19 protein-coding genes are annotated in these 24964 nt (G+C 64.2%); 9 read left to right on the top strand and 10 right to left on the bottom strand.

Annotation, left to right across the window (positions count from 1 at the left end; all coding sequences use genetic code 11):
• Nucleotides 1–8: 8 nt before the first annotated feature.
• Nucleotides 9–1094 (bottom strand): sensor histidine kinase, encoded by a 1086-nt coding sequence (locus J2Z17_RS17145; protein WP_209946843.1) that lies wholly within the window; start codon nucleotides 1092–1094, stop codon nucleotides 9–11.
• 443 nt (nucleotides 1095–1537) lie between these two features.
• Between J2Z17_RS17145 and J2Z17_RS17150 the strand changes: the two genes are divergently transcribed.
• From J2Z17_RS17150 to J2Z17_RS17160, 3 genes are all read left to right on the top strand, one after another.
• Nucleotides 1538–1954: a response regulator gene (locus J2Z17_RS17150; protein WP_209946844.1), complete on the top strand. Its 417-nt coding sequence runs from the start codon at nucleotides 1538–1540 to the stop codon at nucleotides 1952–1954.
• Nucleotides 1955–2865: 911 nt separating this feature from the next.
• A complete protein-coding gene (locus tag J2Z17_RS17155; RefSeq protein WP_377300130.1) occupies nucleotides 2866–3570 on the top strand; it encodes a helix-turn-helix domain-containing protein in 705 nt (234 codons plus the stop codon).
• A gap of 67 nt (nucleotides 3571–3637) precedes the next feature.
• A complete protein-coding gene (locus J2Z17_RS17160) occupies nucleotides 3638–4075 on the top strand; it encodes a response regulator (protein ID WP_209946845.1) in 438 nt (145 codons plus the stop codon).
• Between the two features lie 45 nt (nucleotides 4076–4120).
• Here J2Z17_RS17160 and J2Z17_RS17165 read toward each other — a convergent pair whose 3' ends face one another.
• On the bottom strand, nucleotides 4121–5173 hold the full coding sequence (locus J2Z17_RS17165; RefSeq protein WP_209946846.1) for a PAS domain-containing sensor histidine kinase: 1053 nt from the start codon (nucleotides 5171–5173) through the stop codon (nucleotides 4121–4123).
• A gap of 245 nt (nucleotides 5174–5418) precedes the next feature.
• Between J2Z17_RS17165 and J2Z17_RS17170 the strand changes: the two genes are divergently transcribed.
• Nucleotides 5419–6630, top strand: a complete 1212-nt coding sequence (locus tag J2Z17_RS17170) for a TIGR03862 family flavoprotein (RefSeq protein ID WP_209946847.1) — start codon at nucleotides 5419–5421, stop codon at nucleotides 6628–6630.
• A 1-nt stretch (nucleotide 6631) separates the two neighbouring features.
• Here J2Z17_RS17170 and J2Z17_RS17175 read toward each other — a convergent pair whose 3' ends face one another.
• A complete protein-coding gene (locus J2Z17_RS17175; RefSeq protein ID WP_209946848.1) occupies nucleotides 6632–7573 on the bottom strand; it encodes a LysR family transcriptional regulator in 942 nt (313 codons plus the stop codon).
• A 223-nt stretch (nucleotides 7574–7796) separates the two neighbouring features.
• Between J2Z17_RS17175 and J2Z17_RS17180 the strand changes: the two genes are divergently transcribed.
• The 3 genes from J2Z17_RS17180 (at nucleotide 7797) to J2Z17_RS17190 (ending at nucleotide 12367) form a co-directional block, all read left to right on the top strand.
• Complete coding sequence (locus J2Z17_RS17180) at nucleotides 7797–9080, top strand: NAD(P)/FAD-dependent oxidoreductase (RefSeq protein WP_209946849.1); 1284 nt, start codon at nucleotides 7797–7799, stop codon at nucleotides 9078–9080.
• 57 nt (nucleotides 9081–9137) lie between these two features.
• Entirely contained in the window at nucleotides 9138–10679 is a 1542-nt protein-coding gene (amaB, locus tag J2Z17_RS17185; RefSeq protein WP_209946850.1) for an L-piperidine-6-carboxylate dehydrogenase, read from the top strand.
• 143 nt (nucleotides 10680–10822) lie between these two features.
• Nucleotides 10823–12367 (top strand): bifunctional aminoglycoside phosphotransferase/ATP-binding protein, encoded by a 1545-nt coding sequence (locus J2Z17_RS17190; RefSeq protein ID WP_209946851.1) that lies wholly within the window; start codon nucleotides 10823–10825, stop codon nucleotides 12365–12367.
• Here J2Z17_RS17190 and J2Z17_RS17195 read toward each other — a convergent pair.
• From J2Z17_RS17195 to purU, 5 genes are all read right to left on the bottom strand, one after another.
• Entirely contained in the window at nucleotides 12354–13328 is a 975-nt protein-coding gene (locus tag J2Z17_RS17195; RefSeq protein ID WP_209946852.1) for an energy transducer TonB, read from the bottom strand. The two genes, J2Z17_RS17190 and J2Z17_RS17195, sit on opposite strands and share 14 nt — an antisense overlap.
• Nucleotides 13325–13816 (bottom strand): TonB system transport protein ExbD, encoded by a 492-nt coding sequence (exbD, locus tag J2Z17_RS17200; protein WP_209946853.1) that lies wholly within the window; start codon nucleotides 13814–13816, stop codon nucleotides 13325–13327. Before exbD ends, J2Z17_RS17195 begins: the two co-directional genes overlap by 4 nt.
• A gap of 4 nt (nucleotides 13817–13820) precedes the next feature.
• Nucleotides 13821–14825, bottom strand: coding sequence for a tonB-system energizer ExbB (gene exbB, locus J2Z17_RS17205; protein WP_209946854.1), 1005 nt, complete (start codon nucleotides 14823–14825; stop codon nucleotides 13821–13823).
• Nucleotides 14826–15035: 210 nt separating this feature from the next.
• A complete protein-coding gene (locus J2Z17_RS17210) occupies nucleotides 15036–17831 on the bottom strand; it encodes an aminotransferase class III-fold pyridoxal phosphate-dependent enzyme (protein ID WP_209946855.1) in 2796 nt (931 codons plus the stop codon).
• Nucleotides 17832–17946: 115 nt separating this feature from the next.
• On the bottom strand, nucleotides 17947–18831 hold the full coding sequence (gene purU / locus J2Z17_RS17215) for a formyltetrahydrofolate deformylase (protein WP_209946856.1): 885 nt from the start codon (nucleotides 18829–18831) through the stop codon (nucleotides 17947–17949).
• 294 nt (nucleotides 18832–19125) lie between these two features.
• Between purU and J2Z17_RS17220 the strand changes: the two genes are divergently transcribed.
• A complete protein-coding gene (locus J2Z17_RS17220; protein ID WP_209946857.1) occupies nucleotides 19126–20172 on the top strand; it encodes a glycoside hydrolase family 5 protein in 1047 nt (348 codons plus the stop codon).
• On the opposite strand, the gene J2Z17_RS17225 is transcribed toward J2Z17_RS17220, so the two are convergent.
• Nucleotides 20162–21430, bottom strand: a complete 1269-nt coding sequence (locus J2Z17_RS17225; RefSeq protein ID WP_209946858.1) for a hypothetical protein — start codon at nucleotides 21428–21430, stop codon at nucleotides 20162–20164. The two genes, J2Z17_RS17220 and J2Z17_RS17225, sit on opposite strands and share 11 nt — an antisense overlap.
• Before the next feature lie 54 nt (nucleotides 21431–21484).
• Entirely contained in the window at nucleotides 21485–23521 is a 2037-nt protein-coding gene (locus J2Z17_RS17230; RefSeq protein WP_209946859.1) for a GumC family protein, read from the bottom strand.
• A 248-nt stretch (nucleotides 23522–23769) separates the two neighbouring features.
• Here J2Z17_RS17230 and J2Z17_RS17235 point away from each other — a divergent pair, with 248 nt between their 5' ends.
• Nucleotides 23770–24930 (top strand): glycosyltransferase family 4 protein, encoded by a 1161-nt coding sequence (locus tag J2Z17_RS17235; RefSeq protein WP_209946860.1) that lies wholly within the window; start codon nucleotides 23770–23772, stop codon nucleotides 24928–24930.
• Nucleotides 24931–24964: the final 34 nt, after the last annotated feature.

Genomic DNA, 24964 nt, shown 5'->3' on the forward strand with positions numbered 1-24964 from the left:
GCTGCCCGCTACGCGGCCGATGTTCCGATATAGGCGCCGGGAAAGGTGGTGATGAACCGCGCGCCGGCGCCCGGCCTGGATTCGCAGCGAATGGTGCCGCCATGCAATTCCGCGATCTTGCGGCAGATCGCAAGTCCGAGCCCCGCGCCCTCTCTTTCCCGTCTGCCGAGCCGGATGAAAGGATCGAAGATCGTCTCCAGGAAGCGGGTCGCGATGCCGGGTCCGTTGTCGGTCACCAGCAACTGGCAAGCGCCCGAGGTGTAGGTCGTGCGCACCCTGATGACCGGACTGTCGTCGCAGTGGCGGATGGCATTGGAGAGCAGGTTCTGCAGCAACTGGGTCAGCAGAACGTCGTCGCACTCGATCGTGCCGAGGCCTTCGTCGATGATTTCCGCCTGGCGGCTTTCGATCTGCTGGCGCAGATTGGTCTTGGCAACCTGCAGGATGGCAGGTGCCGATACGCTTCTGACGCTGATCTGGGCAGTTTCCAGCCGGGTATAGCGCGAAATGCTGTCGATCAGGGTTTCCATGCTGTGCGCTGCCCGGACGACGAACTGGATCAGTTCCTGATTTTCCGCCGAGAGATCCTCCGAGGCCTGTACCAGACCTGCAAACGACTTGATCGTGCGGACCGGTTCCTTCAGGTCATGGGCCATGGCCCGGGTGAAGATTTCGAGCGACTGCCGTTGCTGTTCGAGCTTTTCGGTCAGCCGCCGCTGCGCGACGGCGGAGGTGATCGAGCGGGTGAAGACGTCGGGTGTGATGGCGTCTCTGAGAAGATGATCCTGGGCGCCGGCCTTCATCACATCCACGGCAAAGGTCGGCGAGCTCTGCCGTGTCAGGGCGATGATCGCAACGGACGAGTGGATCGCGCGCAATTGCGAGACGACATCGATATTGGCAAAATGCGGGACAGAGAGGTCGACCAGGATGCAGTCGGGAACGAAATCCCGGCAGTAATGCAGTCCTTCCTCCACGCTGTTGGCGTGGGCGATCGGGCCGCGAAACGCGGGGCTATCCTCGACGAGCTCCTCCAGATAGAGACCGAAATGGGGATCGGGATGCAGGATCAGCAGGCTTATCGGCTCGTCCAACGGGTCCTCCTCGGGCTGAATGGGAGAACGGTGCCGCGTTCCGCCGCGCGGGGAAAGGCGCATTCGATTGTCTCGAGGTCGGCGCAAGCGTCCTTGACGAGCGGGGGCAACGCGGCAGGGCTGGTCATGCGTCATTCTCCGTTTCGATCTTGGCGCTTGCAGTCCGTCTCCTCGAGCCGGTCCTGGTGACCGTCATGCCGGTTCTTGATACTGGCCCGATCTCGCTGCTGGCCGGTTTTCCATGCCGACGATGTGCGTATGTATCGCCGGCAAATGGGATTGCAACGCTTTGAAGTCTGGCGTGACAGTATCTCGGATTGTAGAAACATTATAAGGAGAAAATTCTAAAACAGCAAAGTCGATATACTTTGTGCATTTTCGGCGTTGCAGCGGCGGGTCCACGGGTTTGAAACATCGACTGCAGGTGCCTATCCTGCCCGACAATGCCGCATCGTTTGCCACAGGGAGAGCTAGCGCGGATGGAAGTTTTCTACATAGATGACAGTGGCGACGATGTGTTCTTTCTGAGCTATCAGGCCAGAAAGCAGAGCAGGTTCGATCCCGTCGTGACCTTCGTCGACGGTGAGGATGCGCTGGAGGTCCTGCGCAATCGCATTGCAACCGGTCAGCCCTTGCCGGGCATCATCGTCGTCGATCTCTATTTGCCGGGGCTGGATGGCAGCGATTTGCTGCGTGCGATCAGTGCGCTCGATACCGACGAAAAGATCTTCTTCGCCGTTTGCAGCGGCTCTTCCTTTTCGGAGGACGAGGCGCGTTGCCGGGACGCAGGCGCTGCCGCGTTTTTTGAAAAGCCGCTTGATCTCGCCCAGCTTGCCAAAGCCTACGAGCAATGGACCTGATTCGCGAATCGCCCCAGTCTGTCGGGTACGGCAAAAGATAATGTCGTGTACATTCCTTCGTAAGCGAAATTGAAAATCGGCATTTTGAAGTTCCAGACTACAGGAAGTCACGGGTTATTTATATTAGATTTGCCTGAATTCAAATATTGACAAAAATGATGGTGTGACGAGAATGTAAATCATCAAGTATTTGTTGTGGCGCGGGGGAGAAAAAGCGCTGACACAGCAATATACCATCTCTCGGCCGGGAAGCAGGGGGCGGTTTGTGGACAGAATAGCCGGACCAATCTTTCACGCTCCCATCGACCGAACATTCGTGCTGAAGGCGGTCGCGAAAGACGGAGTGAGCTCCGAAAGACAATCCGGGCCGCTGAAACGGCCCCGGAACATGTCGAACGGTGGACGTAATAGACAGTCGAAATTCGAGATCAAAGCCGCCGCCCTGGCTTTGAATGAGAGAGCTGGTTCAATAGGTCCGCCAACCTGTCGCGCCGTGTACCCCGAACCGGCGCAGAGCCAGCTCTCTCATCAATGCATCTCTCGAACCGGGTGGGGCCACGCAACTCGCCTGAAACGGGACCATGCCACTCTGCCGAGAATGTGGGAGTGGGGTGTGCCAACCGCCGCCTCCAGCAAGGGAGTTGTCGCCTTCCGCCGCCTGATGTCCTCGACCTCCAAAGGGTCAAGGAGAGGCTGCAACTCTCTTGGGTCGGGTTGTAGCGGTTCGCAAGGCGGCGGAGAATCCCAAGAATTGGGGATATCGAATTTCGTGCGTGCAGAGTTTTGATTGAGCATGCGTCGCCGACCTCAAGAGCCTTTGCAGGCTAGCCGATGAAATGACAGGACAAGATGTCTGTATGGATAAGGTCAGCGAGGGGCATGTTTCAGTGACACCATCAGAAAATGCCCGCTTGAACATGATGGTGGGTACATCGCTTCATATGGGTCCAGAAATGGACAGGGCGATCAACCGGACTGACTTCTTCCGCCTTTTCAAGGCGGTTACCCGTGCCTACGGGTTTGATGTCTTCCTGCTGTTTCGCCATCCCGATCGGTTGCTGGGCCTGCGGCCTCATCACGACTTTCTCCTGACCGATCTGCCGGAAGAACTGTTTGCCACCACGGCCCTGGCCCTGGCCGGCGGGGCCAAGGAGGTCCTGGGGTCCCTTTCCAGCACGACCATGCCCTTCATACACGACCTGCCGTCCGACCTGATCGCGCCCGGGGCCACGCGGGGATGGCAAAAGGCTGGATCGCAAATCGTGGTCCTGCCGATGCATGCGCCGGACTCCAAGCGCTACTGCCTGCTGTTCGGCGGCCTGCGCGACATGCCGGATCGCCGCGAGATCGCCGACCTGCTTCTCGACGGCTTGCGGATCTTCAACAAATATTATGCCAGGCTCCTGTCTCAGGAGACATCCCCCTCGCTGACCGCCCGGGAAACCGAAGTGGTCCGGTGGACGAGCGAGGGCAAGACATCGGCGGAAATTGCCATTATACTGGGCCTCTCCGAGCATACCGTGATCTCCCATGTAACTGCTGCCGCGCGCAAGTTGAATGCGGTCAACAGGGCGCATCTGATCGCCATTGCGGTCAAGCGGGGACTGGTTGGCTGACGAACGGCTCTGAGCGACGCGAATTGCAGGAAGGGGGAAAATCTTGCAGAGGGGTTTGAGTATTTCGATGGAGAATGAATTCGAGACGATCAGTATCCTGCTTGTGGATGACGAATTTCTCGAACTGAAGGTACTCGAACTGAAGCTTGCCTCCTCACCGGAGTTCAAGGTCATGATCGACTATGCTTCGAACATTGCCGACGCGGTGGAAAAGACGCGTCAGTACAATTTCGATCTCATCCTCATGGACAATCGTCTGCTGCCCAATAATGATTTCCGCGAAACCGTACCGCAATTGCGGCAGGTGGGATTCACTGGTCCGATCGGCGTCGTATCTGCCGATATTTCCGGCCCCTATTTCCAGCAGTTCGAGGAATACGGCGTCGATTTCCGGATCGGCAAGGACGAGATCGACTATCACGCGATCCGCCACATCATCAGCGAATATGTCAAATCCAGCCTGCCAGACGACTGGGATGACGGCGGAATGCCGGTCAGCGGCTGATGCACCTGGCCGGTGCCGGTGACATCATCGGCACGGCGGCCTGTTTCAGGACCCGGGGCTCTCGTCGCCGGAGGCAGATGCGGCCGGCAGATCCAGCACGAATGTGCTGCCGTCCGCGCCGCTCGCATGGAGGCGGATATCGCCGTTCAGCGGCAACAGGATGGCCTTGGCCAGAGCAAGCCCCATGCCCGGCCGGCGAGGATTGCCCCCGACGGGATTGCTCCAGAAGGGGTCGAAGATGCGGCTGCTGATCTCCTTGGGAATGCCGGGGCCGTCGTCTGCGATGAAAAGCTGCACCCGCCCGCCGCTGCGGCTGATCGAGACCAACACTTTTGCAGCTCCGCCGTGGCGATGGTGAAGCGTGTTTGACAGCACTGCGGCGATCGCCGTCGACAATGTCGCACCATCGGCCAGGACATGGGCATGCGACGGGGGTGGCAGCGAGATGTCGGCCCCGCAATCCTCGGCCTCCTCCCAAAGACCGACATGCGCCCGGCGAAGGGCGGCATCGACATCCACGGGCCCGATATCGGGCACATGGCTCTCGCGAGCGAGCCCCATCACGGTCTTGACATAGCTCTGCAGGCCGCGGGCCTTGTCCTCGACGATCTGCAGCATGGCGAGCTGCGGCTGCGGGATCTGTTCCTTCAGCTCGGTGCGCAGCATGTCGATATAGATGGCGATGTGGCGCAATGGCGCCTGCAGGTCATGGGCGACGGTCGAGGCGAACTGATTGACCCGGGTGGCCGCCTCCCTTGCGCGGGTTTCCCTCTCGCGCATCGCCGTGATGTCGCCGATGATGCCGCCGACCCCTGTAGCACCTGTACCGCCGGAGGCGGCGCCGGTCATGCGAAGCCAGCGCCAGGCGCCTTCGGTTTCTCCAGCGAGGCGAAACTCGACCGAAACGGGATGTCCGGGGAGCAAGGCGCGTGGAAGGCTCGCCAATCCCGCCCGGTCGTCGGGATGGGCACGAGCGACCAGATCGGCCCAGTCCAGCGTCAGTGCATCCGTCTCGCTGCCGCCGACCGGAATGAAGGTGAAGGTACCGCCATCGCCGTCCGCGCGCCAAACTCCGTCCGTGATCAATGCGTTCTGCATTATTCCTCGCCCGCGAATCTGTTGCGGGCAAACTTAAGCCTTCTCAAGCAGGTTGCAAGAAAATGCCCCTGTCCCGGCAAACTGTTTGCCGATTGCCCCTCAAGGCAGCGCCTGGTGACATCGGCCGGCGCGCCTCGCAATCCCGGGGGGGAGGGTATGCCTTGCGCTCCAACGGCCCGATCCTGAACCGGACTTTCTTGCGAAACCGGCTCCCCCTTTCGCGAGACATGCTTTAAGCCGGCAGCATGGCAAAGCGAACCATCCTGATCGTCGGCGGCGGACCCGCCGGACTTGCGGCCGCAGAACGTCTGTCCGGCGCCGGCCATCTCGTCACGCTCTGCGAGGCCATGCCGACCGTCGGGCGCAAATTGCTGATGGCCGGCAAGTCCGGGCTCAACCTGACGCATTCGGATCCGTTCGACATCTTCCTCGCCCGCTACGGCGAGGCGGCTCCGCGGCTGGCCGGCTTGCTTGAAACCTATCCGGCAGAGCGCCTGCGGGCCTGGGCGGATGCCCTCGGGGCCGACACCTTCGTCGGGACATCCGGCCGGGTCTTTCCGCGGGTGATGAAAGCCTCGCCGCTGCTGCGCGCCTGGCTGGCAAGGCTGGAGGCGCAGGGCGTGACGATCCTGACCCGTTACAGGCTCACCGGCTTCTCGCAGAATGCGGCGCACTTCGACACAGCCGGTGGAGAGACATCCCTACCGTTCGACGCGCTGTTGCTGGCGCTCGGCGGCGCGAGCTGGCCGCGTCTCGGTTCCGACGGGCAGTGGGCCCAGATGCTGCGCCACAAGGGGGTGGCAATCTCGCCGCTGCAGCCCGCCAATTGCGGTTTCGACGCAGCACTCGACGCCGGCTTTCTCGAACGTTTTGCCGGCACGCCGGTCAAATCGGTCACCGTCACCTCCGCCGCCGGCAGTCTGCAGGGCGAGTTCGTGATCACCAGACACGGTGTCGAAGGCAGCCTGATCTATGCCCATTCGGCGGTCTTGCGGGAGGCCATTCGACAGACGGCGACCGCGGCGCTGGAGGTTGATCTGGCGCCCGGCCGCGCGGTGGAGAAGCTGGAGCGCGACCTGGCGCGGGTCGATCGCAAGGCGAGCTTTTCCAATCGGCTGCGCAAGGGGGCCGGGCTGGACGGCGTGAAGGCGGCTCTGCTGCGGGCGCTGACCAGCGAAGACGATCGCCGCGACGCCGCACGGCTTGCCCGACGGATCAAGGCGCTTGCCGTGCCTCTTCTGCGGCCGCGACCGATCGAGGAGGCGATCTCCACCGCCGGCGGTATCGCCTGGGGCGAGTTCGACACCAATCTGATGCTGAAAGCCATGCCCGGCACCTTTGCGGCGGGCGAAATGCTCGACTGGGAGGCGCCGACCGGCGGCTATCTGCTGACGGCCTGCTTTGCGTCGGGCTGGGCCGCTGCCGACGGCATCGATCGCTGGCTGTCCGGCGTTTAGTTCACGCGCGCATCGCCGGCATCTTGCCCGCCAGGTCCGGCCGCCCGGCCTTCGTCTTGGCAATCTCCCGCACGAGCCAGGCCTGGAAGGCCGCCAGCGGCGGATAGTCCGCGCGCTCTTTCGGATATGCGAGATAATAGCAGGATGTGCTTTCGATCTCGCGGTCGATGGCCGGCACCAGATCGCCACGGCTGAGCTCGTCCTGAATCAGGAAGACCGGCAGAAGCGCCACCCCGATCCCGGCCATGGCTGCCTGGGCCGCGGTGGCGAACTGGTCGAACAGCATGCCGTTGACGCTGTCATAGGTCACCCCGCAATGGGTCAGCCAGTGTTCCCAGGCATCCGGTCGGGTCATCAGATGCAGCAGCGGCACGTTCAGGATGTCTGCCGGCTCATTCAGCGTGTTTGCCGCCTTGAAGGCCGGGCTGCAGGCCGGCAGCGTCGTTTCCTTCATCAGGAAGGTCAGTTCGCCGCCGGGCCAGGTCGGCTGACCGAAATGGATCGCCGCATCCATCGTCTCCAGCCTGAAGTCGAAGGGCCGGAGCCGCGTGACCAGATTGATGGTGATGCCCGGATGTTCGGAGAGAAACTGGCCGAGCCGCGGTGCGAGCCAGCGGGTGCCGAAGGTCGGCAGTATCGCAAGATTGAGCGTCCCCCCGCGCGGATTGGCCCGAAGGCTGAGCGAGGCCGTCGAGATCCGCCGCAATGCCTCGCGGATCTCGCGGGAATAGGTTTCGCCGGCGGCCGTCAACCGGATCGTCTGGCGCTCGCGCACGAAGAGTTCGATGCCGAGCTGTGCTTCCAGCGCCTTGATCTGGCGGGAAACGGCGCTCTGCGTGAGGTCGAGTTCGCGGGCGGCGGCCGTGATCGAATTGGTGCGCGCCGCGGTCTCGAAAGCGGCGAGCAATGACAGGGATGGCAGGAAGCGCCGGGCCGGAAGCATATGATACCTCGGAGGAATGAACTGATGACAAAATATCGCTGGAGGCTTGCAAAATCCTCTCCTAAATTCAATCGGGTGCCCGTTTCTTCTGGACGTGCGAAAAACATCGCCATTTCCGATCCGGAATAGCCATCGAGAGGATGGACCGGAACAGCCGGACGAATGGTTTTGTGCGACCGGGTGGGATTGAAGGGCACGCTGTCATCGAGATGGACATGGCGTCATGCTGAACGATCCGCTTTCTCACGGCCTTTGGGAGAAGACTGCGCCGCCGGCGCCGATGACGGCGCCGCTGAACGGCGATCATCGTACCGATATCGTGGTGATCGGCGGCGGCTATACCGGCTGCTCGGCCGCCCTGCATCTGGCTCAGGCAGGGGCCAAGGTCACCGTGCTGGAGGGTGCCGAGATCGGCTTTGGCGGGGCGGGGCGCAATGTGGGCCTGATCAATGCCGGCATGTGGGTTCTGCCCGCCGATATTCCCGGTGTGCTCGGGAACCTCTACGGCGAGCGCCTGCTCGACCTGCTCGGCAATGCGCCGCTCCTGGTGCGGAACCTGGTCCAGACCCATGGGATCGCCTGCGAGCTCGAAACCAACGGAACGCTGCATTGCGCAGTCGGGCCGGAGGGGCTTGCCGAAATCCGCGACCGTTGCGACCAGTGGCGCGCGCGCGGCGCCGATGTCGAGGTGCTCTCGGCCGAGGAGACGGCGCGCCGCATCGGCACGTCCGCCTATGCGGGCGCCCTGCTGGACCGGCGCGCGGGTACGCTGCAACCGCTCGCCTATGCGCGGGGACTGGCGTCTGCGGCAATCACCGCAGGGGCGACCATCCATTCGCGCAGTGCTGCCGTTTCGACCGAGCGGGTCGATCAGCGCTGGACCGTGCGCACCGAGCATGGTTCGGTGACCGCCGACTGGATCGTCGTCGCATCCGAATTCTATTCCAGCGGACCGTTCGAGGCGGTGCGCAACGAGCAGGTGCTGCTCCCCTATTTCAATCTGGCGACCGTGCCGCTGACGGACGCGCAATTGAGCCGGATCCTGCCGGGGCGCGAGGGATGCTGGGACACGAAGGAGATCCTCTCCTCGTTCCGGCTCGATCATGCAGGCCGGCTTGTGTTCGGCAGCGTCGGGGCGCTGCGCAATGGCGGCCGGGGCGTGCATGTCGGCTGGGCCCGACGGGCGCTGAAAAAACTGTTTCCGGAGCTGGGCACCGTGACCTTCGAGAGCGAATGGTATGGCCGCATCGGCATGACCACCGATGCGCTGCCGCGGTTCCATCGTTTCGGACCCAAGGTCGTCGGCTTTTCCGGCTATAACGGACGCGGGATCGCACCCGGCACCGTGTTCGGCCAGGTGCTGGCGCGGCATATTCTCGGAGAGCTTTCCGAGGCGGACTTGCCCTTGCCGGTCAGCGAGGTCAGTGCGACGCCGCTCCGCCAGCTGAAGGGTGCCTATTACGAAGCCGGCGCCCAACTCGCCCATTTCTCCGGCGCGCGCTTTTGACAAGCCCGGCGCCGATCGCCTAACAGACAGACAAAGAGACAACCCGGAAGGAAGACCATGTCGCTTGCCAATCTCAAACTCGCTGCCGAAGTGCGTGCCATCCTGACCGACCTCGGGGTCAAGGCGGAGACGCTGACCGGCGGTTCGCTGGCCGTCCGTTCCCCGATCACCGGCGAGACCATCGCCAACCTGCACGAGATCAGTGCCGCCGCCACCGACGAGGCGATCGCCAAGGCGCATGCCGCCTTCCTGGAATGGCGCATGATCCCGGCACCCAAGCGCGGTGAACTGATCCGCCTGCTCGGCGAGGAGCTGCGCACCCATAAGGATGCACTCGGCAAGCTCGTCTCGATCGAGGTCGGCAAGGTGACGTCGGAAGGTCTTGGCGAAGTCCAGGAGATGATCGACATCTGCGATTTCGCCGTCGGCCTGTCGCGCCAGCTCTATGGCCTGACGATCGCCACGGAACGTGCCGATCACCGGATGATGGAAACCTGGCATCCGCTCGGCGTCACCGGCATCATCTCCGCCTTCAACTTCCCGGTGGCCGTCTGGTCGTGGAATGCCTCGCTGGCGCTGGTCTGCGGCAATTCCATCGTCTGGAAGCCGTCGGAAAAGACGCCGCTGACGGCGATCGCCACGCAGGCGATCCTGGAAAAGGCGATTGCCCGCTATGTCGCGGATGGCGGCGTCGTTCCGCCCAGTCTCGCAACGCTGCTGATCGGCGGCCGCGATGTCGGGGAAGCTCTTGTCGACAATGCCAAGGTGGCGCTCGTGTCTGCAACCGGTTCGACGGCCATGGGCCGCAAGGTCGGCCCGAAGGTCGCTGCCCGGTTCGGCCGTTCGATCCTCGAACTCGGGGGCAACAATGCCGCGATCGTCGGCCCGACAGCCGATCTCGACATCACCCTGCGCGGCGTTGCCTTCTCGGCGATGGGCACTGCCGGCCAGCGCTGCACCACGCTTCGCCGCCTGTTCGTCCATGACAGCGTCTACGACCAGCTGGTGCCGGGCCTGATCAAGGCCTATGGCTCGGTCAGCATCGGCAGCCCGCTTCAGTCCGGCACGCTGGTCGGTCCGCTGATCGATAAGGGCGCGTTCGATCGCATGCAGCAGGCGCTCGAGGCGGCAAAGGCGGCCGGCGGCAAGGTGCATGGCGGCGAGCGTCAGCTCGCCGATGAGGCAGGGGACGCCTATTATGTGCGCCCGGCCCTGGTGGAAATGCCGGAACAGTCCGGCCCGATGGTCGATGAAACCTTTGCGCCCATCCTCTATGTGGTGAAATATTCTAACTTCGATACGGCCCTGGCGCTGAACAACGATGTGCCGCAGGGTCTGTCGTCCTCGATCTTCACCAACGACATGCGCGAAATGGAGGCCTTCGTCTCCGACCGCGGATCGGATTGCGGCATTGCCAATGTCAATCTCGGCCCGTCCGGTGCCGAGATCGGGGGTGCATTCGGCGGCGAAAAGGAAACCGGTGGCGGTCGCGAATCCGGCTCCGATGCCTGGAAGGCCTATATGCGCCGCGCGACCAACACGATCAATTACGGTCGCACGCTGCCGCTTGCCCAGGGCGTGAAGTTCGATCTCGATTGATCCGCAGCGTCCATGTTGAAACAGGAGCGGCCGCCTTTCCGGGCGGCCGTTTTGCGTGAGGGCTGCGACATCACGCGGCTTTCATGTCCCCCCGCTATCGTTCATGCTCTCTGCGTGACAGACCAAGGCCGGGTGTAGTGGACATGATCGATCAGAGGCACGCCATCGCCTTTCTTTCCGATGCCGCAAGCTACGGTGCCGCCGGTGCCGTCGAGATCATCGAGACGCATATCTCGATGATCTTCCTGGTTGGGGATCGCGCCTTCAAGCTGAAGCGGGCGGTCAGCCTTCCCTATCTGGATTTCTCCACCTTCGACCTGCGGCGGCAGACCTGCGAAAAGGAGGTGGCGCTCAATGGACGCGTGGCACCGGATCTCTATCTCGGTACGCGGTTGATCACGCGCGCGGCAGACGGTCGGCTGGCATTCGACGGCGAGGGGGAGGCTGTCGAGATCGTCGTGGAGATGCTTCGCTTCGACCAGCAGGATCTGTTTGACCGCATGGCCGAGGACGGGCGCCTGACGACCGGGCTGATGAGCGAGACGGCGGCGATGATCGCCGGCTTTCACGAGACGGCGCAGATCGACACAAGCGGGCGCGGCGTGGACAATATCGCCGCCGTGCTCGACATCAACGAAGCCGGATTTGCCACCTCGGGCGTGTTTTCGGCAGACGCGGTGTCGAGGCTGATGAGCCGGGCGCGCCGTGTGATTGCAGATCAGGCAGCGTGTTTCGACCGGCGTGCCGCCGAAGGCCGTATCCGGCGCTGCCACGGCGATCTGCATCTGCGCAACATCGTGCGCCATCACGGCCGGCCGCAACTATTCGACTGTATCGAGTTCAGCGATGCGATCGCGACCTGCGACGTGCTCTATGATCTGGCCTATCTGCTGATGGATCTGTGGCATCGGGATCTGCCGCATTTCGCTAGCCTCGTGGTCAACCGCTATCTGGATGAGACCGAGGACGAGGACGGGTTCCATTTGCTGGCGTTCTTCATGGCGGTGCGGGCGCAGGTGCGGGCCCATGTGATCGCGACGCAGGCGCAGGAAGGCGGCGATGCGGACGAAACACTGGCGCGGACGGCGAGACGCTATTTCGGCCTCGCTGAAGCGCTGCTCGCGCCTGCTCCCGAACGGCTGGTCGTGCTCGGCGGCTTCAGCGGATCCGGAAAATCGACGGTGGCGGAGCGGCTCGCGCCGCAGCTGAAGCCCGCCCCCGGAGCCCGGCTGCTGGAGACGGACCGGCTGCGCAAGGCGATGTTCGGCATGGCAATGGCCGAGCGCCTGCCGCTTGAGGCCTATCGGCCGGAGGTCTCGGACCGCATCTACGAGCAGTTGCGGGAGCGATCGGTCGCGATCGTCAAGGCCGGTGGCTGCGTCATTGCCAGTGCGGTGTTCGACCGGCCGGAGCAGCGGCAGGCGATAGAAGATGCCGCCCGGATGGCCGGCCTGTCGATGCAGGGGTTCTGGCTGGAGGTTGATCCGGAGGTGCTTCGCCAAAGAGTGGCGGGGCGTGATCCGGGGCCGTCGGACGCCACCGTCGCGGTTCTGCAGGACCAGATGCAGCACGATATAGGCATGATCGACTGGCACCGGATCGATGCCGGCCAGCCGGTCGAGGCGGTCGCCGCCGACATCCATGCCGCTCTTTCGACGACCGATGCCGAACAGCTCAGCGCAGATTGAAGCGCACCGGTGCGACGATGGTCCTGTTGGCGCCGGGTGGCGGCGCCGGCACGGGGGAGGCGCGGTTGACCATGTCGATCACGGCCTGGTCGAGGGCCGACGAGCCTGAGGAGCGGGAGACCGAAACGGTCCGCACATTGCCGGAGGCGTCGATCGAGAAACGGACATAGGCGGTGCCCTCTTCCCTGTTGCGCCGCGCAGCCGAGGGATAGCGCTTGCGGCGCTGCAGATGCGACATCAGCCGGCTCTGCCAGTTGGCGATCGTCTTCGCATTGCTGCCCGATGTCGCGGCGGTCTGTTGGGCGGCGTTGCGATCGGATTGCTTGACCTGCGCCTTGGCCTTGGTTGCGGCCTTCGAGGCCGCCGGCGCCTGCTTGCGCGCGACCGGTTGGGGCGCTGCCTTCGGCGGCGGGGCCGGGCGGGCAGCCGGGAGCGGCACCTCGACGTTTTCGAGCTGCTGCAGCGCCATTTCCTCGAGCGGATCGATCTCCGCCGGCGGCTCCTCCACCTGCTCGACCGGTTCCGGCGGCGGTTCGACAGCCGGTGGTTCCGGCTCGGGCTCGAACTGCGGCGGCTGGTCCACCGGCGGTGGCGGCTCGACGGGCGGCGGTTCGACCGGAGGTGGCTCCGGCGGGGGGGTGGGCTGCACCTCAGGTGCGGGTTCCGGCGGCGGTTCGGCCAGCGGCTCCTTCGGCGGTTCTACAGTGTCGCTCTTGATCTCTTCGGAGTCGGTCTCGTCGGGCGTGAGCTGCTCGTCATCGGTCTCGACCGCCTCCGGTTCGGGGGCAAGGTCGATCATGATCGCGGCCGGGGGGCCGGCATCGGCAGCGGTGTCTTGCGGAACCTGCATCAGCAGGGCCACAGCGCCAGCATGGGCCGCCAGCACCAGAATGGCGGCGCAGGTCCAGAGCGCAAGTTCGCCAAACGCAAAGCCGCGTCTTTGCCCGGGTGGCAGGGTCATGGGGCCGGTGCCTGCGCAGGTGGCGCATCACCCTCCGGCGGCGCAGCGGCGTCGGAGACCGGTTGCGGCAGGCTTTCGAGGCCGACCAGCGCGATCTTCAGGTAGCCGGCGTCGCGCAGGAGGTTCATCACCTCCATGAAATCGCCATAGCCGACGGTCTTGTCGGCACGCAGGAAGACGCGGGTATCCTTCTTCGCGCCGGTCAGTCGATCGAGGTCGCTGGCCAGCGCTTCGCGCGCGACCGTGTCGTCGTTCAGGCTGAGCGTCTTGTCCTGCTGGAGCGTGACATAGACCGGCTCGGGCGGTCGCTCGGCCGGGGTGGCAGTGGAGGCCGGCAGGTCGACATTGACGTCGACGGTGGCAAGCGGCGCCGCCACCATGAAGATGATCAGCAGCACCAGCATGACGTCGATGAAGGGCGTGACGTTGATTTCGTGGTTCTCGGCGAGATCGTCGCCGCTGTCGCCGTGTCGGATGCCGCCTGCCATGTGCCTACTCCGTCACCAGCTTGATGTTGGCGGCGGCGGGCGCCTTGCGGAAATCGAGATCGCGGCTCACCAGCCGTTCGACTTGCGCTGCCGCATCGCCCAGCAATTGGCGGTAGGCGGTGATCGAGCGGGCAAAGACATTGTAGATGACGACAGCCGGAATGGCGGCCACCAGGCCGATGGCGGTTGCCAGCAGCGCTTCGGCGATGCCCGGCGCGACCACCGCGAGATTGGTGGTATTGGCCTCCGATATGCCGATAAAGGCATTCATGATGCCCCAGACCGTGCCGAACAGGCCGACAAAGGGCGCGACCGAGCCGATGGTGGCGAGAACGCCGGTGCCCTTGGACATGCCGCGCCCGGCGCGCGCCTCGATCCGGCCAAGCACCGAGCCGACACGCTCCTTCAGGCCGGATCCCCCTGCCAGATCGATGGCGGGCTCGGAAAATCGGACTTCCTCGGCCGCAGACTCCAGCATGTGGGCGACGACGCCGCGGCGGCGCTGCATGGCCTCGATGGCTTCGTGCAGGGTGCGCGCCGTGCCGATCAGGCGAAGGCCGCGCCTGGCCCGCCCCCGCGCACCGGCCAACTGCATGGATTTGGCGATCCACACCGTCCAGGTGGTCAGCGAAGCGAGCGCCAGAAGCGACATGACCCCCTTCACCACCCAATCGGCTGCCATGAACATGCCGACCGGGGAAAGGTCATGGGGCAAATCTTCGCGCGGCAGGTCTTCGCGCGGAATGTCGAGGGGCTGGGGGCCGTCGCTGACGCTTTCGGGCCGGCTATCGGGCGAAGAGGGGGCCGCGCCGGTGCCCTGCGTTGCCGCAACTGGCGGCGATTCGGGTGTCGAAGCCTGGGAGGCGGACGACGGCTCATCGGCCGGCTGTGCCGTGGCCGCGGGTGCCTCCTGGGCCAGCGACGGCAAGGCAGTCAAGGTCGTTGAGGCGGTCAGGGCAAGGGTCAGAGGCAGGGCGGTGAAAATGGTCTGGTGGCGGATCTGAAACATGGGAGCTGCCCCTTCATGCAAAAGGCGAATATCTTTTTGCTCGCTTGATGGTGCGCGGGGCGAGGGCGAGCCTGTCCGCGTTGGATATTAAACTTGAGTTATTTTGACAAGTAATAAATCTTGCGTTGCATGGCAAGCGGGCAAGCAGCCGCGAAGGCATCGGCAGCAGCCCTCGCCTTGGCAAAAGGGATTTTCCGGGCGGGCGTAACGTCAGGCAGCCTGGCTTGCCGCCGACTCCAGCATGTCGATGAAGAAGTCGGCGCTCTCGCGTGTCAGACAGAGCGGCGGTGTAATCCTCAGGATATTCAGGTGGTCCCCGGTCGGCCGGATGATCACGCCAAGCGCCAGAAGCCGCCGGCAGAGCATGGCCGCGGCCTCGCCAGCCGGCTCCAGTGTGTCTTCGTCGCGCGTCAATTCGAGGCCGAGATGAAGGCCCATGCCGTGCACCGTGCTGCCGGGGCCGAAGCGGTGCAACAGCGCTTCGAGCCGGGATCGCAGATGATCGCCGACGTCTCGCGCATTCTCCTGCAGCCCGTCTTGCGCCAGTCCGTCGAGCACGGCCATCGCCACGGCGCAACTGACGGGCAGACCGGAGGGCGACGACACGGTTTCCTCGTGCTTGGCCAGGCTTTCGGCAATCGCGTGGGTGGTGACGACGGCGCCGAGCGGTTGGCCGCCGGCGAGGTTTTCGCCGATCACGATGATATCCGGCGTCACGCCCTGTTGCTCGAAACCCCAGGCATGATGGCCGAGCCGGCCGAGCCCGGTCATGGCCTCGTCGGCGATGCAGACGCCACCCTGGCTGCGGATCATGTCATAGACCTCGGCGAGATAGCCGGGGGGCAGCGCAAGGCCGGCGGCATTGCTGCAGGTGGCCTCGCAGTGGAAGGCGGCGACCGGCTCGTCGTCGGCCTGCAGCCGCATCAGCTCTGTCTGCACGGCATCTACATAGTCGGCCGTGGACGGCTCACCGCGATAAGGGCCGCGATAGCTGTTGGGTATCGCGACCGTGGTCACCCGGGAGTCGGAGGTGGCGGATGCGCTGATGACGGCCTCGGCACCGGTATGGGCCCTAGCAAGGCGCAGTGCCAGATCCGTGGCCTCGGACGAGCTGCCGACGAGAAAGACATGGTCCAGCCCCCGCGGCGCCCTGGCTTCCAGGGAGGCTTTATAGTCGGCTATGATCTGCGGCTGGATGGCGGGCCCGGTGTTGATCATGGCCCATTGCCGATAGGCGGCCTCCGCCATCCGCAGATCGCCGTGACCGACAAGGTTGGCATCGCCTGCCATGTCGAGATAGGCCCGGCCGTCGAGGTCGAACAGATATTCGCCGAAGCCGCGTTCGAACTGCGGCGTGCCACCGGCCGGCAGCGGTGCGGCATCGAGCGGGCAGTCGAGCAATGCGGCCGGTGACGGACACAGGACCTGCCAGGCAGCGGCCTGGCTTCGGCGCGCGAACAGTGGCGGGACGAGATCGTGGTCGCGGCACAATTGCAGCCTGAGACCGCCGACGGTGCCCTCCTCGCCGGCAACCTGGCCAAGATCATCCCCCTGTTCGAGGACGGTTCCGTCCTCCAGCGGGCAATCGAGCCCGAAGACATGCAGACTGAGAGTGTCGCTTGCGAGGATGAAGCGATCCTCGTTGTGCCGGATGGTGCCGGCAAATGGCGCCACTGCACGGGTCGCCGCCGGCAGGCAGACATCGACATGCAGCGCGCAATTGGTCGGCTCCCGGGCAGAATGAAGCCGGGTATAGGACAGCCGATATTCGCCGTACCGGGTGGTGGCGACGCCGGTGCGGGCAGCCTCGCGGGCAAGCAGCTTCCAGTCGATCTCCGGGTCGGCAAAACCGTCGCCCACGAGCGCAGGGCTCGAGACCGAAAGGTCCGTCAGTCCATAGGCTCCGGCCTCGATATCAGGCAGGAGCCGGCCTGCCGCCAGATCGCGGATGGCCGGAACGCGGCCCATCCGGCCGAGAATGGCATGCTCCATCAGCGAGAATGGCACCGATGTCGCGGCGTCGAAGATCTGCCAGTGACGGCCGACCTGTGCCCGCAGGGGCGCATTGCCGGGTTCGAGTGCGAGCTGTTTTTCGCCGCTTGCGACCAGCACGCCGGCGCGCGCCACGATCAGCGGCCAGAGGGCCTTCAGTTCGCCATCGGTCAACGGCAATTGCGCGTGGAAGGCCTCGATCGCCGGCAGGATCGCGAAGGCATCGCCGCCGCCATGGGCGAGCAGGGAGGCGGCGAGGATCGCGAGGTCGCCGACCAGCCAGCCATAGGCGACGTCGTCGAAGTCGAGGATCCCGTCCGGCCGCCACAGGCCCTTGTCGTCGCGGCTGGCGGTGATCGCCTCATCGCTCAGGTGCTGGTGGATCGCCTGGGTGCGCAGATCGGTCGCCAGGGGCCGCAGATGCCGCACGGCAGTTATCATGGCCTTGGCAATCTTGTCGCGCTTGGTATTGTCCGGCACGGCCGCCAGCAATTCCAGGGCGACCGGCCCGGCGCGGCGCAGGTCCCATTGCAGCTCGCGCTCGAGGCCCGGATGGGTGAAATCCCGCAGCGCCAGAGAGATCCTTGCCGCAAAGGCGCCGGCGGCCCGCAGGTCTTCCGCGTTCAAGGCGCCCGAGCCGGCCAGCGTGTCGGCATCGGCAATCCGCAGCAGGCGGATGCGGTATTGCCCGTCCTCGCTCTCATGGAGAGCCAGTGCGGAGCCGTCGGTCGCCGGGACCGGTTGCGGCAGCGTGAGGTCGGGAAGGCTCTCTGACAGATGGCGAAGGGTCGCCAGCTGCGCCATCGCCTCCTGCTCCGACGCATCGGCCGCGCTGATCTTGAGGAGGAAGCGGTCCTGATCCGTCTCGACCAGAAAGTCGCGATCCTGCGCACCGGGAAGTTCGATCAGTTGCCCTGTCCGGCCGAAACGGTCCGACAGCAGGGCTGCCGCCGTCTCCAGCGAGATCTCGGGTCTTGGAAGCGCGATGCGCCTGTACTGTGCCTGGTCGGCCATCGTCTGCCTCTCCGGAAACGATTTTCCGAGAGATTAGCAGAGGATAGCCTTTCGTCCATCCGGGCTTTGGTCTCGTATGCGCATTATTCCGCACGGGACCCGGAATGGACCTTTGTCAGCCCATCCGCTCGGAGGCGTAGGAGCCGGGACTGGCCGGGAAAACCACCGTGCGATTGCCGTTGATGAAGGTGCGGTGGTGAATATGGGCATGGATGGCGCTTGCCAGCACATGGCTTTCGACATCACGACCGATCGAGACGTAATCGTCGGCCGACTGCGCATGGGTGATCCGCGCGACATCCTGCTCGATGATCGGGCCTTCATCGAGATCGGCGGTGACGTAATGGGCCGTGGCGCCGATCAGCTTCACGCCGCGCTCGAACGCCTGCTTGTAGGGATTGGCGCCCTTGAAGGACGGCAGGAAGGAATGGTGGATATTGATGATCTTGCCGGACATCTTCTTGCAGAGATTGTCGGAAAGAACCTGCATGTAGCGGGCAAGCACGATCAGTTCGGTACCGGTCTGCTCGACGAGTTCCAGCAATTGGGCTTCCGCCTGCGGCTTATTGGCCTTGGTGACCTTGATGTGATGGAAGGGAATGTCGTGATTGACGACAACCTTCTGGTAATCGAAATGGTTGGAAACCACGCCGACGATGTCGATCGGCAGGGCGCCGATCTTCCAGCGGTAGAGCAGATCGTTCAGGCAATGGCCGAAACGCGACACCATCAGCAGCACCTTCACGCGATGGGCGCCGTCGTGCAAGTCCCATTGCATGCCGAATTTCTCGCCGATCGGCGCGAAGTCCGTCTCGATCTCCTCGCGGGTCTTGCCCTCTTCCGAGATGAAGCTGACGCGCATGAAGAAGCGGCCGGTGTCGAGGTCATCGAATTGCGAGCTGTCGACGATATTGCAGCATTTGTCGGCAAGATAGCCGGAAATGGCGGCGACAATTCCTCGTGCCGAAGGGCATGAAACGGTCAAAACATGGCTCGTCATCGATCAGCGTCTCCTCGCATGCATCCGTCTTTGATCGGTTCTCATATCCCATGGTCGCTTGTGGGAAAAGGACCTGATGTCGAAGCCGCTTGGGGGCCGCGATTATCGATCGAACTTAGGGCAAGCGTTTCGAAATTCCGTTCCCTTTGCGTCTTCGAAAGGCTGAATGCCGCCGTGCGGCCTGCGGTTTTCCGGGCGTGGGTAACCAAGCTTGGAAGTCGTGGCGCGGCGCGATTGACCGGGATCGGGGCACTGCCTAGTCTCACCGACGGCAAGACAGGGGGAGGCGACACGATGCACAGGAACGGCCGGTTTGCAGGACTGATGATAGGCGCCCTGCTGTTGCAGCCGGTGCTGGCCTGCGCCCAGGTCGCAGACGGGTGCTATCGCGGCATAAACCTGTCGGGTGCCGAGTTCGGCAAGCCACCGGGGCAGATCAACAAGACCTATGTCTATCCCTCCGAGCGCACCGTCACCTATTTTGCCGCGCAGGGTTTCGACACGGTGCGCCTGCCGTTCAAGTGGGAGCGATTGCAGCCGGACCTCTTCGGGCCCCTCAATGCGGACGAACTGGCCCGGATCGACAAGACGCTTGCGCTGCTGCGGGGCTATGCCATCCGGCTGATCCTCGATCCGCACAATTACGCGCATTATGCGGGCGATGTGATCGGCAGCGAAAAAGTGCCGGTTGCCGCCTTTGCCGACTTCTGGGGACGGCTGGCGAAGCATTATGCCGGCCAGCCGGACGTTGTCTTCGGCCTGATGAACGAGCCGTCGAATATCGGCACGCCGGTGTGGGTGGAAGCGGCCAATGCCGCGATCAAATCCATCCGCGATACGGGTGCCGACAACATCATTCTCGTGCCCGGCACCCACTGGACCGGCGCGCATTCCTGGTTTCGCGAGGAAGACGGCAAGAGCCATGCCGCCGCCATGCTCGAGATCACGGACCCCGGCGCGAATTTCGCCTATGAGGTGCACCAGTATTTCGATGCGGATTTTTCCGGCACCAAGGGCACCTGCGATCGCGCAGCCGATGCCGTCAAGGCGGTATCGAAATTCACCGGCTGGCTGAAGGACAACGGCAAGCGCGGCTTTCTCGGCGAATTCGGCGTGCCCGGCGCTGCCCCTTGCGTATCCGCACTGGGCGACATGGTGGGCGAAGTGGCCGACAATCCCGATGTCTGGACCGGCTGGACCTACTGGGTGGCCGGCGACTGGTGGAGCCGCAACGAACCGCTCAACATCCAGCCGACCAAGGATGGCGACCGGCCGCAACTTGCCGGATTGAAACCCTTTCTCGACGCGCCTTCGGCCGCCTGTGCGGCGCTCAAGCGCTAGATTTCCGGCGGCTTGCCGTCGGTGCCGAAAAGACGGATGCGTGATCGGCTATGCCCAGAAGGCACCACATCAGCCCGGCGGTCTTGATCGAGTAGAGCGAGTTGCTGATCAGCAGCAGCAAGATCATGTAGACCAGGATGCCGGCATGGAACTGCCAGGCGCGCGTCGTGCGCGCCGGCGCATAGACCGCGGCCCACCAGATGAAGATGAAGCCGAAAAGCCCGAATTGCGTCAGCGTATAGGCAAGGCCCGAATCGGCGGTGAAGCTGTCGGTCGTCTGCATGCCGAAGACGATTTCGGGCGTCAGTCTGGCAAGCAGACTTGCCGTGACCTTGAAGCGCCCGGCGATGTCGTTCGGGCCGCCCTCCGTGCCGCTATGCAGGCCATAGGCGGAAATCACGGCGAGCAGGAGCAGTGGCGCCGCCAGCCACATCACCCGGGGTATGAACCGGAAGAACGGTGCCAGCACGACGATGGCGACGCAGGTGAGGAAGCCGAAGCGGGCATCGGCAAGCACGATGGAGGTCATGGCTGCCGCGATCACCAGCCAGCGGCCGCCCATCTCCTTGCGGAAATAGGCCCAGCAGAAAATGATGACGCCGAAATTGCCGGCCGAGACCGGCTCCAGGAAGACCGAAGACACCCGGTGCTGGCCGAGAAACGGCAGCAATGTGCGCGGCTCCGGCCGCAAGCCGCTGGCAAAGAGGCCGGTCGTGGCACCATACGTGTCCTGCAGCGTCACGGTGCCACGAGCGATATAATAGCCGAGAATGTTGAAGATCTGCAGATAGAGATCGGTCGCCAGATATTCGAACAGGCCGAAAAAGGTGACGATGACGGCCGATACCACGACCATGCGATCGCCAAGGACGGGGTCGCGCAGTCGCGATCCGGTGAAGTAGAACAGGATCGGGATCAGCACGTCGCGCACCGGTTTCGGATCGATGGCGTGGCGCATGGCAAACAGGAAGATCATGTAGCTGACGAAGACCCCGACCATGAGGTAAAGGCCGAGGCGGCGGTCCAGGGCCGCAAGGCCGGCGGCCGCGATCATCAGCGCTTCGCCCGCCATCACCCAGGAGGGGTGAATGCCGGTGATCCGCGTGTTGACGAAGCAGAGAAAGAGATTGACCGTCAGGCCGCCCATGACGGCGAAGACCGCAAGCCAGCGCACCAGCAGCGGCGCGTCGGATGCATCAGGGGCGGCGGGCAGCTGCGTGCCGTAGCGGCTGGCGGAGTGCAGGCCGGCAACAGACATCACGCCTGTCCTCGTGGCTGGGCTTTCGAGCGCAATGCAGGTGCATGGCCCATGTCAGTCGGTCTCGCCGAGGATCACGCGGCCTAGCATCCGGTCGCCGAACAGATATTCGGCATCGGCCCAGTCGGTGCTTCCCGCCTGTTCCACCACAATCACCATGTCGCTTTCGGGGATCAGGTCGCCGAGGATCTTGGTGGCGGGCGTTCCGCATGCATTGATCAGCGTCAGCGCCTTTTCCGCAATCTGGGTACCCAGGAAGCGGTTGAAGCTCGGGCGATTGGTCGCCTGCGGCCGGGGCGGCGCTGCGGCCGCGTCATGTTCGAAGCGAAGCCGGTCGAGAATACCGGTATCCTCATCCTCGACATCGAGGGCGGCCAGCATGCTGGGCTGCCCCCGACGGATCGGCGCACGGGCAGCGCGGGAGCGCTGTTCGACGAGTTCGCCGGGCGCATGGCGCACATCCTGCCCCTCGGCGATCAGCCGTCGCACGACGTCGCAGACGAGGCCATCCGCCGAGACCGGCAGGGCATCGACGGAGACGAACAGCACGGTTGCGGGCATCCGGCCGCCGAGGTCCCTCTCGATCTTCGCGGCAATCGCTTCGATCCCTGTAGCCCATCGTTGCTTTGCGTCTGTCTGGCGTTTGCGGGCGCCGAGCAAGGCGCGCTTGCGCTTTGCGCTCTCACCAGGGACCGGCAGGACGGCAATGACGTCGATCTCGGCATCCTTCTCGACACGCCTCTCGACAGCGGCCGCTACTACCGGCCGTGCCGGTGGCAGGATTGCGGTGCCGAGCTCGCGAAGCACCGCAAGGCCGGCTCCGAGGATCAGGCCGAACAGGCCGCCAGCCGCGACGATCAGCAGCTTGACCAGTTTCGACCCGCCGCCGGGGACCGTGGCCGCGGTGATGACGCGGGAATTGTTGGTTTTCAGCGTTTCCTGCTGGCCGAGTTCCTCGGCACGGTTGAGGAAGGACTTGTAGAGCGCCTGGACCGCATCGGCCTCGCTTTGCAGCTGGCGAAGCTTGATCTGCGCCTCGCCGCTGTCGAAGCTCTGGCGCGTCAGGGTGTCGAGGCGGCGCTGGAGGGCTTTGGTATTGGCGGCCGCGCGCTGGTATTCGCTCTGCATCGACTGGCGTATCCGGCCAAGCTCCTGCTCGATGGCCGCCTTCATGCTGTCGACCTGCGAGCGGATGGCGCGCAACTGCGGATGGCCAGCCCCCAGCGTGGTCTCCAGCTGGACCTGGCGGTCGAGCAATTCAACATAGCGCTGGCGCAGCGAATCAATGGCCGGCGACTGCAATGCTTCGGGGATGCCCCCTGCCTGCACCGAATTGGCCGTAAGGCGCCGCGCCTGCTCGTAGACCGTCTGCTTCTGTTCCTCCTCGCCGCGGGCGGCGATCAGTTGCTGGTTCAGGCCGGCCAGTTGCTGGTCGATGACAAGGCCGGTGGTGCCGGTGGTGGCAAGGCCGTTTTCGGAGCGGAATTTCTCGACTGCGGCTTCCGCCTTGGCCACCCGCCCGCGCAGCTCGCTGGCCTGCCCCTGAAAGGCGTTGCTCGCGCGGCGGGCGGCATCGGCACGGGCCTGATCGATCTGCTTCAGATAGGTATTGGCGACCGCATTGGCGATGCTGGCGGCCGTCTCGGCGACCTTGTGCTCGGCGGAAATGACCAGGACCAGGGACTGTCCGGCGCGCTGGACGACCAGATGTTCCTTGAGCGCCGCGGACGTTGCCGCGACGGCCTCGTCGGTGGACAATTTCGCCAGCGTGTCCGGATCCAGCAGGTAGGCGTCATGGGTCAGATCGAGATCGCGCACGACCTGGTCGAGCACATTGCGCGACTGGACCACATAGACCTGGCTGTCCAGTCCGGCCTGATCCTGCTGGGGCAGTGCCGCTGCCGCGGAGCCGGCATTGCTGTCGGCCAGCAGACCCAGAGGATCGAGCAGAAGTTCGGTAGACGCGGTGTAGACCGGCGTCATCCGCAGGGCAACGAGGGCTGCAAGGATCGTGACGACAAGCGCGGTCACCACCACATAGCGGATGCGGCGGCGCAAAATGCCTGGAAGCTCGAAAATGTCGATGTTCATCTTTGTGTCCACGCCGCTTGCCGGCCGATGCCAGGTCGTCTCGCCCGTTGCCCGTCCTGATCCAACCGCGAACGCGCCATGTTCCTTCAGGGTCTGCAGGAGACACGATCCTTCTCGGCCAATCTGGCAGGCTATAGTTAACGACTGCTAAAGGACGCGGCAGATGCTAGCGACGGCATCGCTATCTGCACCGGATATTAACCCTCGGATGCTAGCCGGGGAGAGCAACGTAAAGCGGGATGGCCAGCATGTGCCCGACGCGGGATGAAACGGGCGGGACCCGTCAGGACAGACCTCTGGTGGTTCAGGTGGTTCGCCAGTATGCGCCGGCCCGTGGCGGGCTGGAGGATGTGGTCGCCAACCTGGCGAAAGCGCTTCCGGCGCATGGCTGCCGCGTGAGAGTGGTCACCTGCGACCGGCTGTTTACGGCCCTGGACGTCAAACTGCCGGCGCATGAGATGATCGATGGGGTCGAGGTCTGCCGGATCCCCTGGGCCGGCACCAAGCGCTACCCCCTCGCTCCGGCCGTCTTTGCCCAGCTTGCCGACGCCGACCTGATCCATGTTCACGCCGTGGATTTCTTCTTCGATGCCCTGGCTCTGGGGCGGATGGTGCACCGCAAGCCGATGATCGCAACGACCCATGGTGGGTTCTTTCACACCCGCCGTTTTGCGGCGATCAAAAAGCTCTGGTTCAACACATTGACGCGCGCATCGGCCAGCCAGTACCGGGCGCTTGCCTGTTGCAGCCAGTCCGATCTGGCACTTTTCGGCGGGATCGCCGGCGACAGGGCGGTGCTGGTCGAAAACGGCGTCGATGCGCTGAAGTTTTCCGGGCCGCGTCGGGCAGAGCCCTCCAAGCGCCTTGCGACGATCGGCCGGTTCTCGCTGAACAAGCGGCTGGATCGCCTGCTCGACACCATGGCGGTGCTGGTGGCGGACGATGACGAATGGCATCTCGACATCATCGGGATCGGGTCGGATCTTTCGGCCGCGGACCTGCAGTCGATGATTGGAGCGCGCGGGCTGGGCAGGCATGTGCACGTCCATCTCGGACCGGAAGACGTCGTCATTCGCGAACGGCTGGCCGAAGCGTCGCTGTTCGTTTCGGCTTCGGATTATGAAGGTTTCGGTCTGGTTGCCGTCGAGGCGATGGGGGCGGGGCTTGTGCCGGTGCTGCATATCAACGACGCCTACCGGTCGCTAGCCGGTGCCCATGCGGGCATCGCCCTGGCCGACTTCGCCGACCCGAAAGGCAGCGCGGACGTGATCGTCGACACCTTCCGGACCGTGGTCGACAATCCCGGCCGGATGGTGGACGCCATGCAGACCGCGGCCGCCGGGTATTCCTGGGACAAGGTCTCCGCCCGCTATGCCGGACTTTATGCGCGGGCCCTGGCCACCGGCTAGAACACGGCCGGTAAGCACGCGTGCATCGAAGGTG

This window comes from Heterorhizobium halophytocola (assembly GCF_017873095.1).
In the GTDB taxonomy this organism is placed as follows: Bacteria; Pseudomonadota; Alphaproteobacteria; order Rhizobiales; family Rhizobiaceae; genus Allorhizobium; species Allorhizobium halophytocola.

Excerpts from the sequence above, each read along its gene's own strand:
- J2Z17_RS17180 (WP_209946849.1), top strand. The coding sequence starts at position 7,797 with ATGCTGAACGATCCGCTTTCTCACGGCCTTTGGGAGAAGACTGCGCCG.
- amaB (WP_209946850.1), top strand. The coding sequence starts at position 9,138 with ATGTCGCTTGCCAATCTCAAACTCGCTGCCGAAGTGCGTGCCATCCTG.
- J2Z17_RS17230 (WP_209946859.1), bottom strand. The coding sequence starts at position 23,521 with ATGAACATCGACATTTTCGAGCTTCCAGGCATTTTGCGCCGCCGCATC.
- J2Z17_RS17190 (WP_209946851.1), top strand. The coding sequence starts at position 10,823 with ATGATCGATCAGAGGCACGCCATCGCCTTTCTTTCCGATGCCGCAAGC.
- J2Z17_RS17195 (WP_209946852.1), bottom strand. The coding sequence starts at position 13,328 with ATGACCCTGCCACCCGGGCAAAGACGCGGCTTTGCGTTTGGCGAACTT.
- J2Z17_RS17210 (WP_209946855.1), bottom strand. The coding sequence starts at position 17,831 with ATGGCCGACCAGGCACAGTACAGGCGCATCGCGCTTCCAAGACCCGAG.
- J2Z17_RS17235 (WP_209946860.1), top strand. The coding sequence starts at position 23,770 with ATGTGCCCGACGCGGGATGAAACGGGCGGGACCCGTCAGGACAGACCT.
- J2Z17_RS17150 (WP_209946844.1), top strand. The coding sequence starts at position 1,538 with ATGCCGCATCGTTTGCCACAGGGAGAGCTAGCGCGGATGGAAGTTTTC.
- J2Z17_RS17160 (WP_209946845.1), top strand. The coding sequence starts at position 3,638 with ATGGAGAATGAATTCGAGACGATCAGTATCCTGCTTGTGGATGACGAA.
- exbD (WP_209946853.1), bottom strand. The coding sequence starts at position 13,816 with ATGGCAGGCGGCATCCGACACGGCGACAGCGGCGACGATCTCGCCGAG.
- exbB (WP_209946854.1), bottom strand. The coding sequence starts at position 14,825 with ATGTTTCAGATCCGCCACCAGACCATTTTCACCGCCCTGCCTCTGACC.
- J2Z17_RS17165 (WP_209946846.1), bottom strand. The coding sequence starts at position 5,173 with ATGCAGAACGCATTGATCACGGACGGAGTTTGGCGCGCGGACGGCGAT.
- J2Z17_RS17225 (WP_209946858.1), bottom strand. The coding sequence starts at position 21,430 with ATGTCTGTTGCCGGCCTGCACTCCGCCAGCCGCTACGGCACGCAGCTG.
- J2Z17_RS17175 (WP_209946848.1), bottom strand. The coding sequence starts at position 7,573 with ATGCTTCCGGCCCGGCGCTTCCTGCCATCCCTGTCATTGCTCGCCGCT.
- J2Z17_RS17220 (WP_209946857.1), top strand. The coding sequence starts at position 19,126 with ATGCACAGGAACGGCCGGTTTGCAGGACTGATGATAGGCGCCCTGCTG.
- purU (WP_209946856.1), bottom strand. The coding sequence starts at position 18,831 with ATGACGAGCCATGTTTTGACCGTTTCATGCCCTTCGGCACGAGGAATT.
- J2Z17_RS17170 (WP_209946847.1), top strand. The coding sequence starts at position 5,419 with ATGGCAAAGCGAACCATCCTGATCGTCGGCGGCGGACCCGCCGGACTT.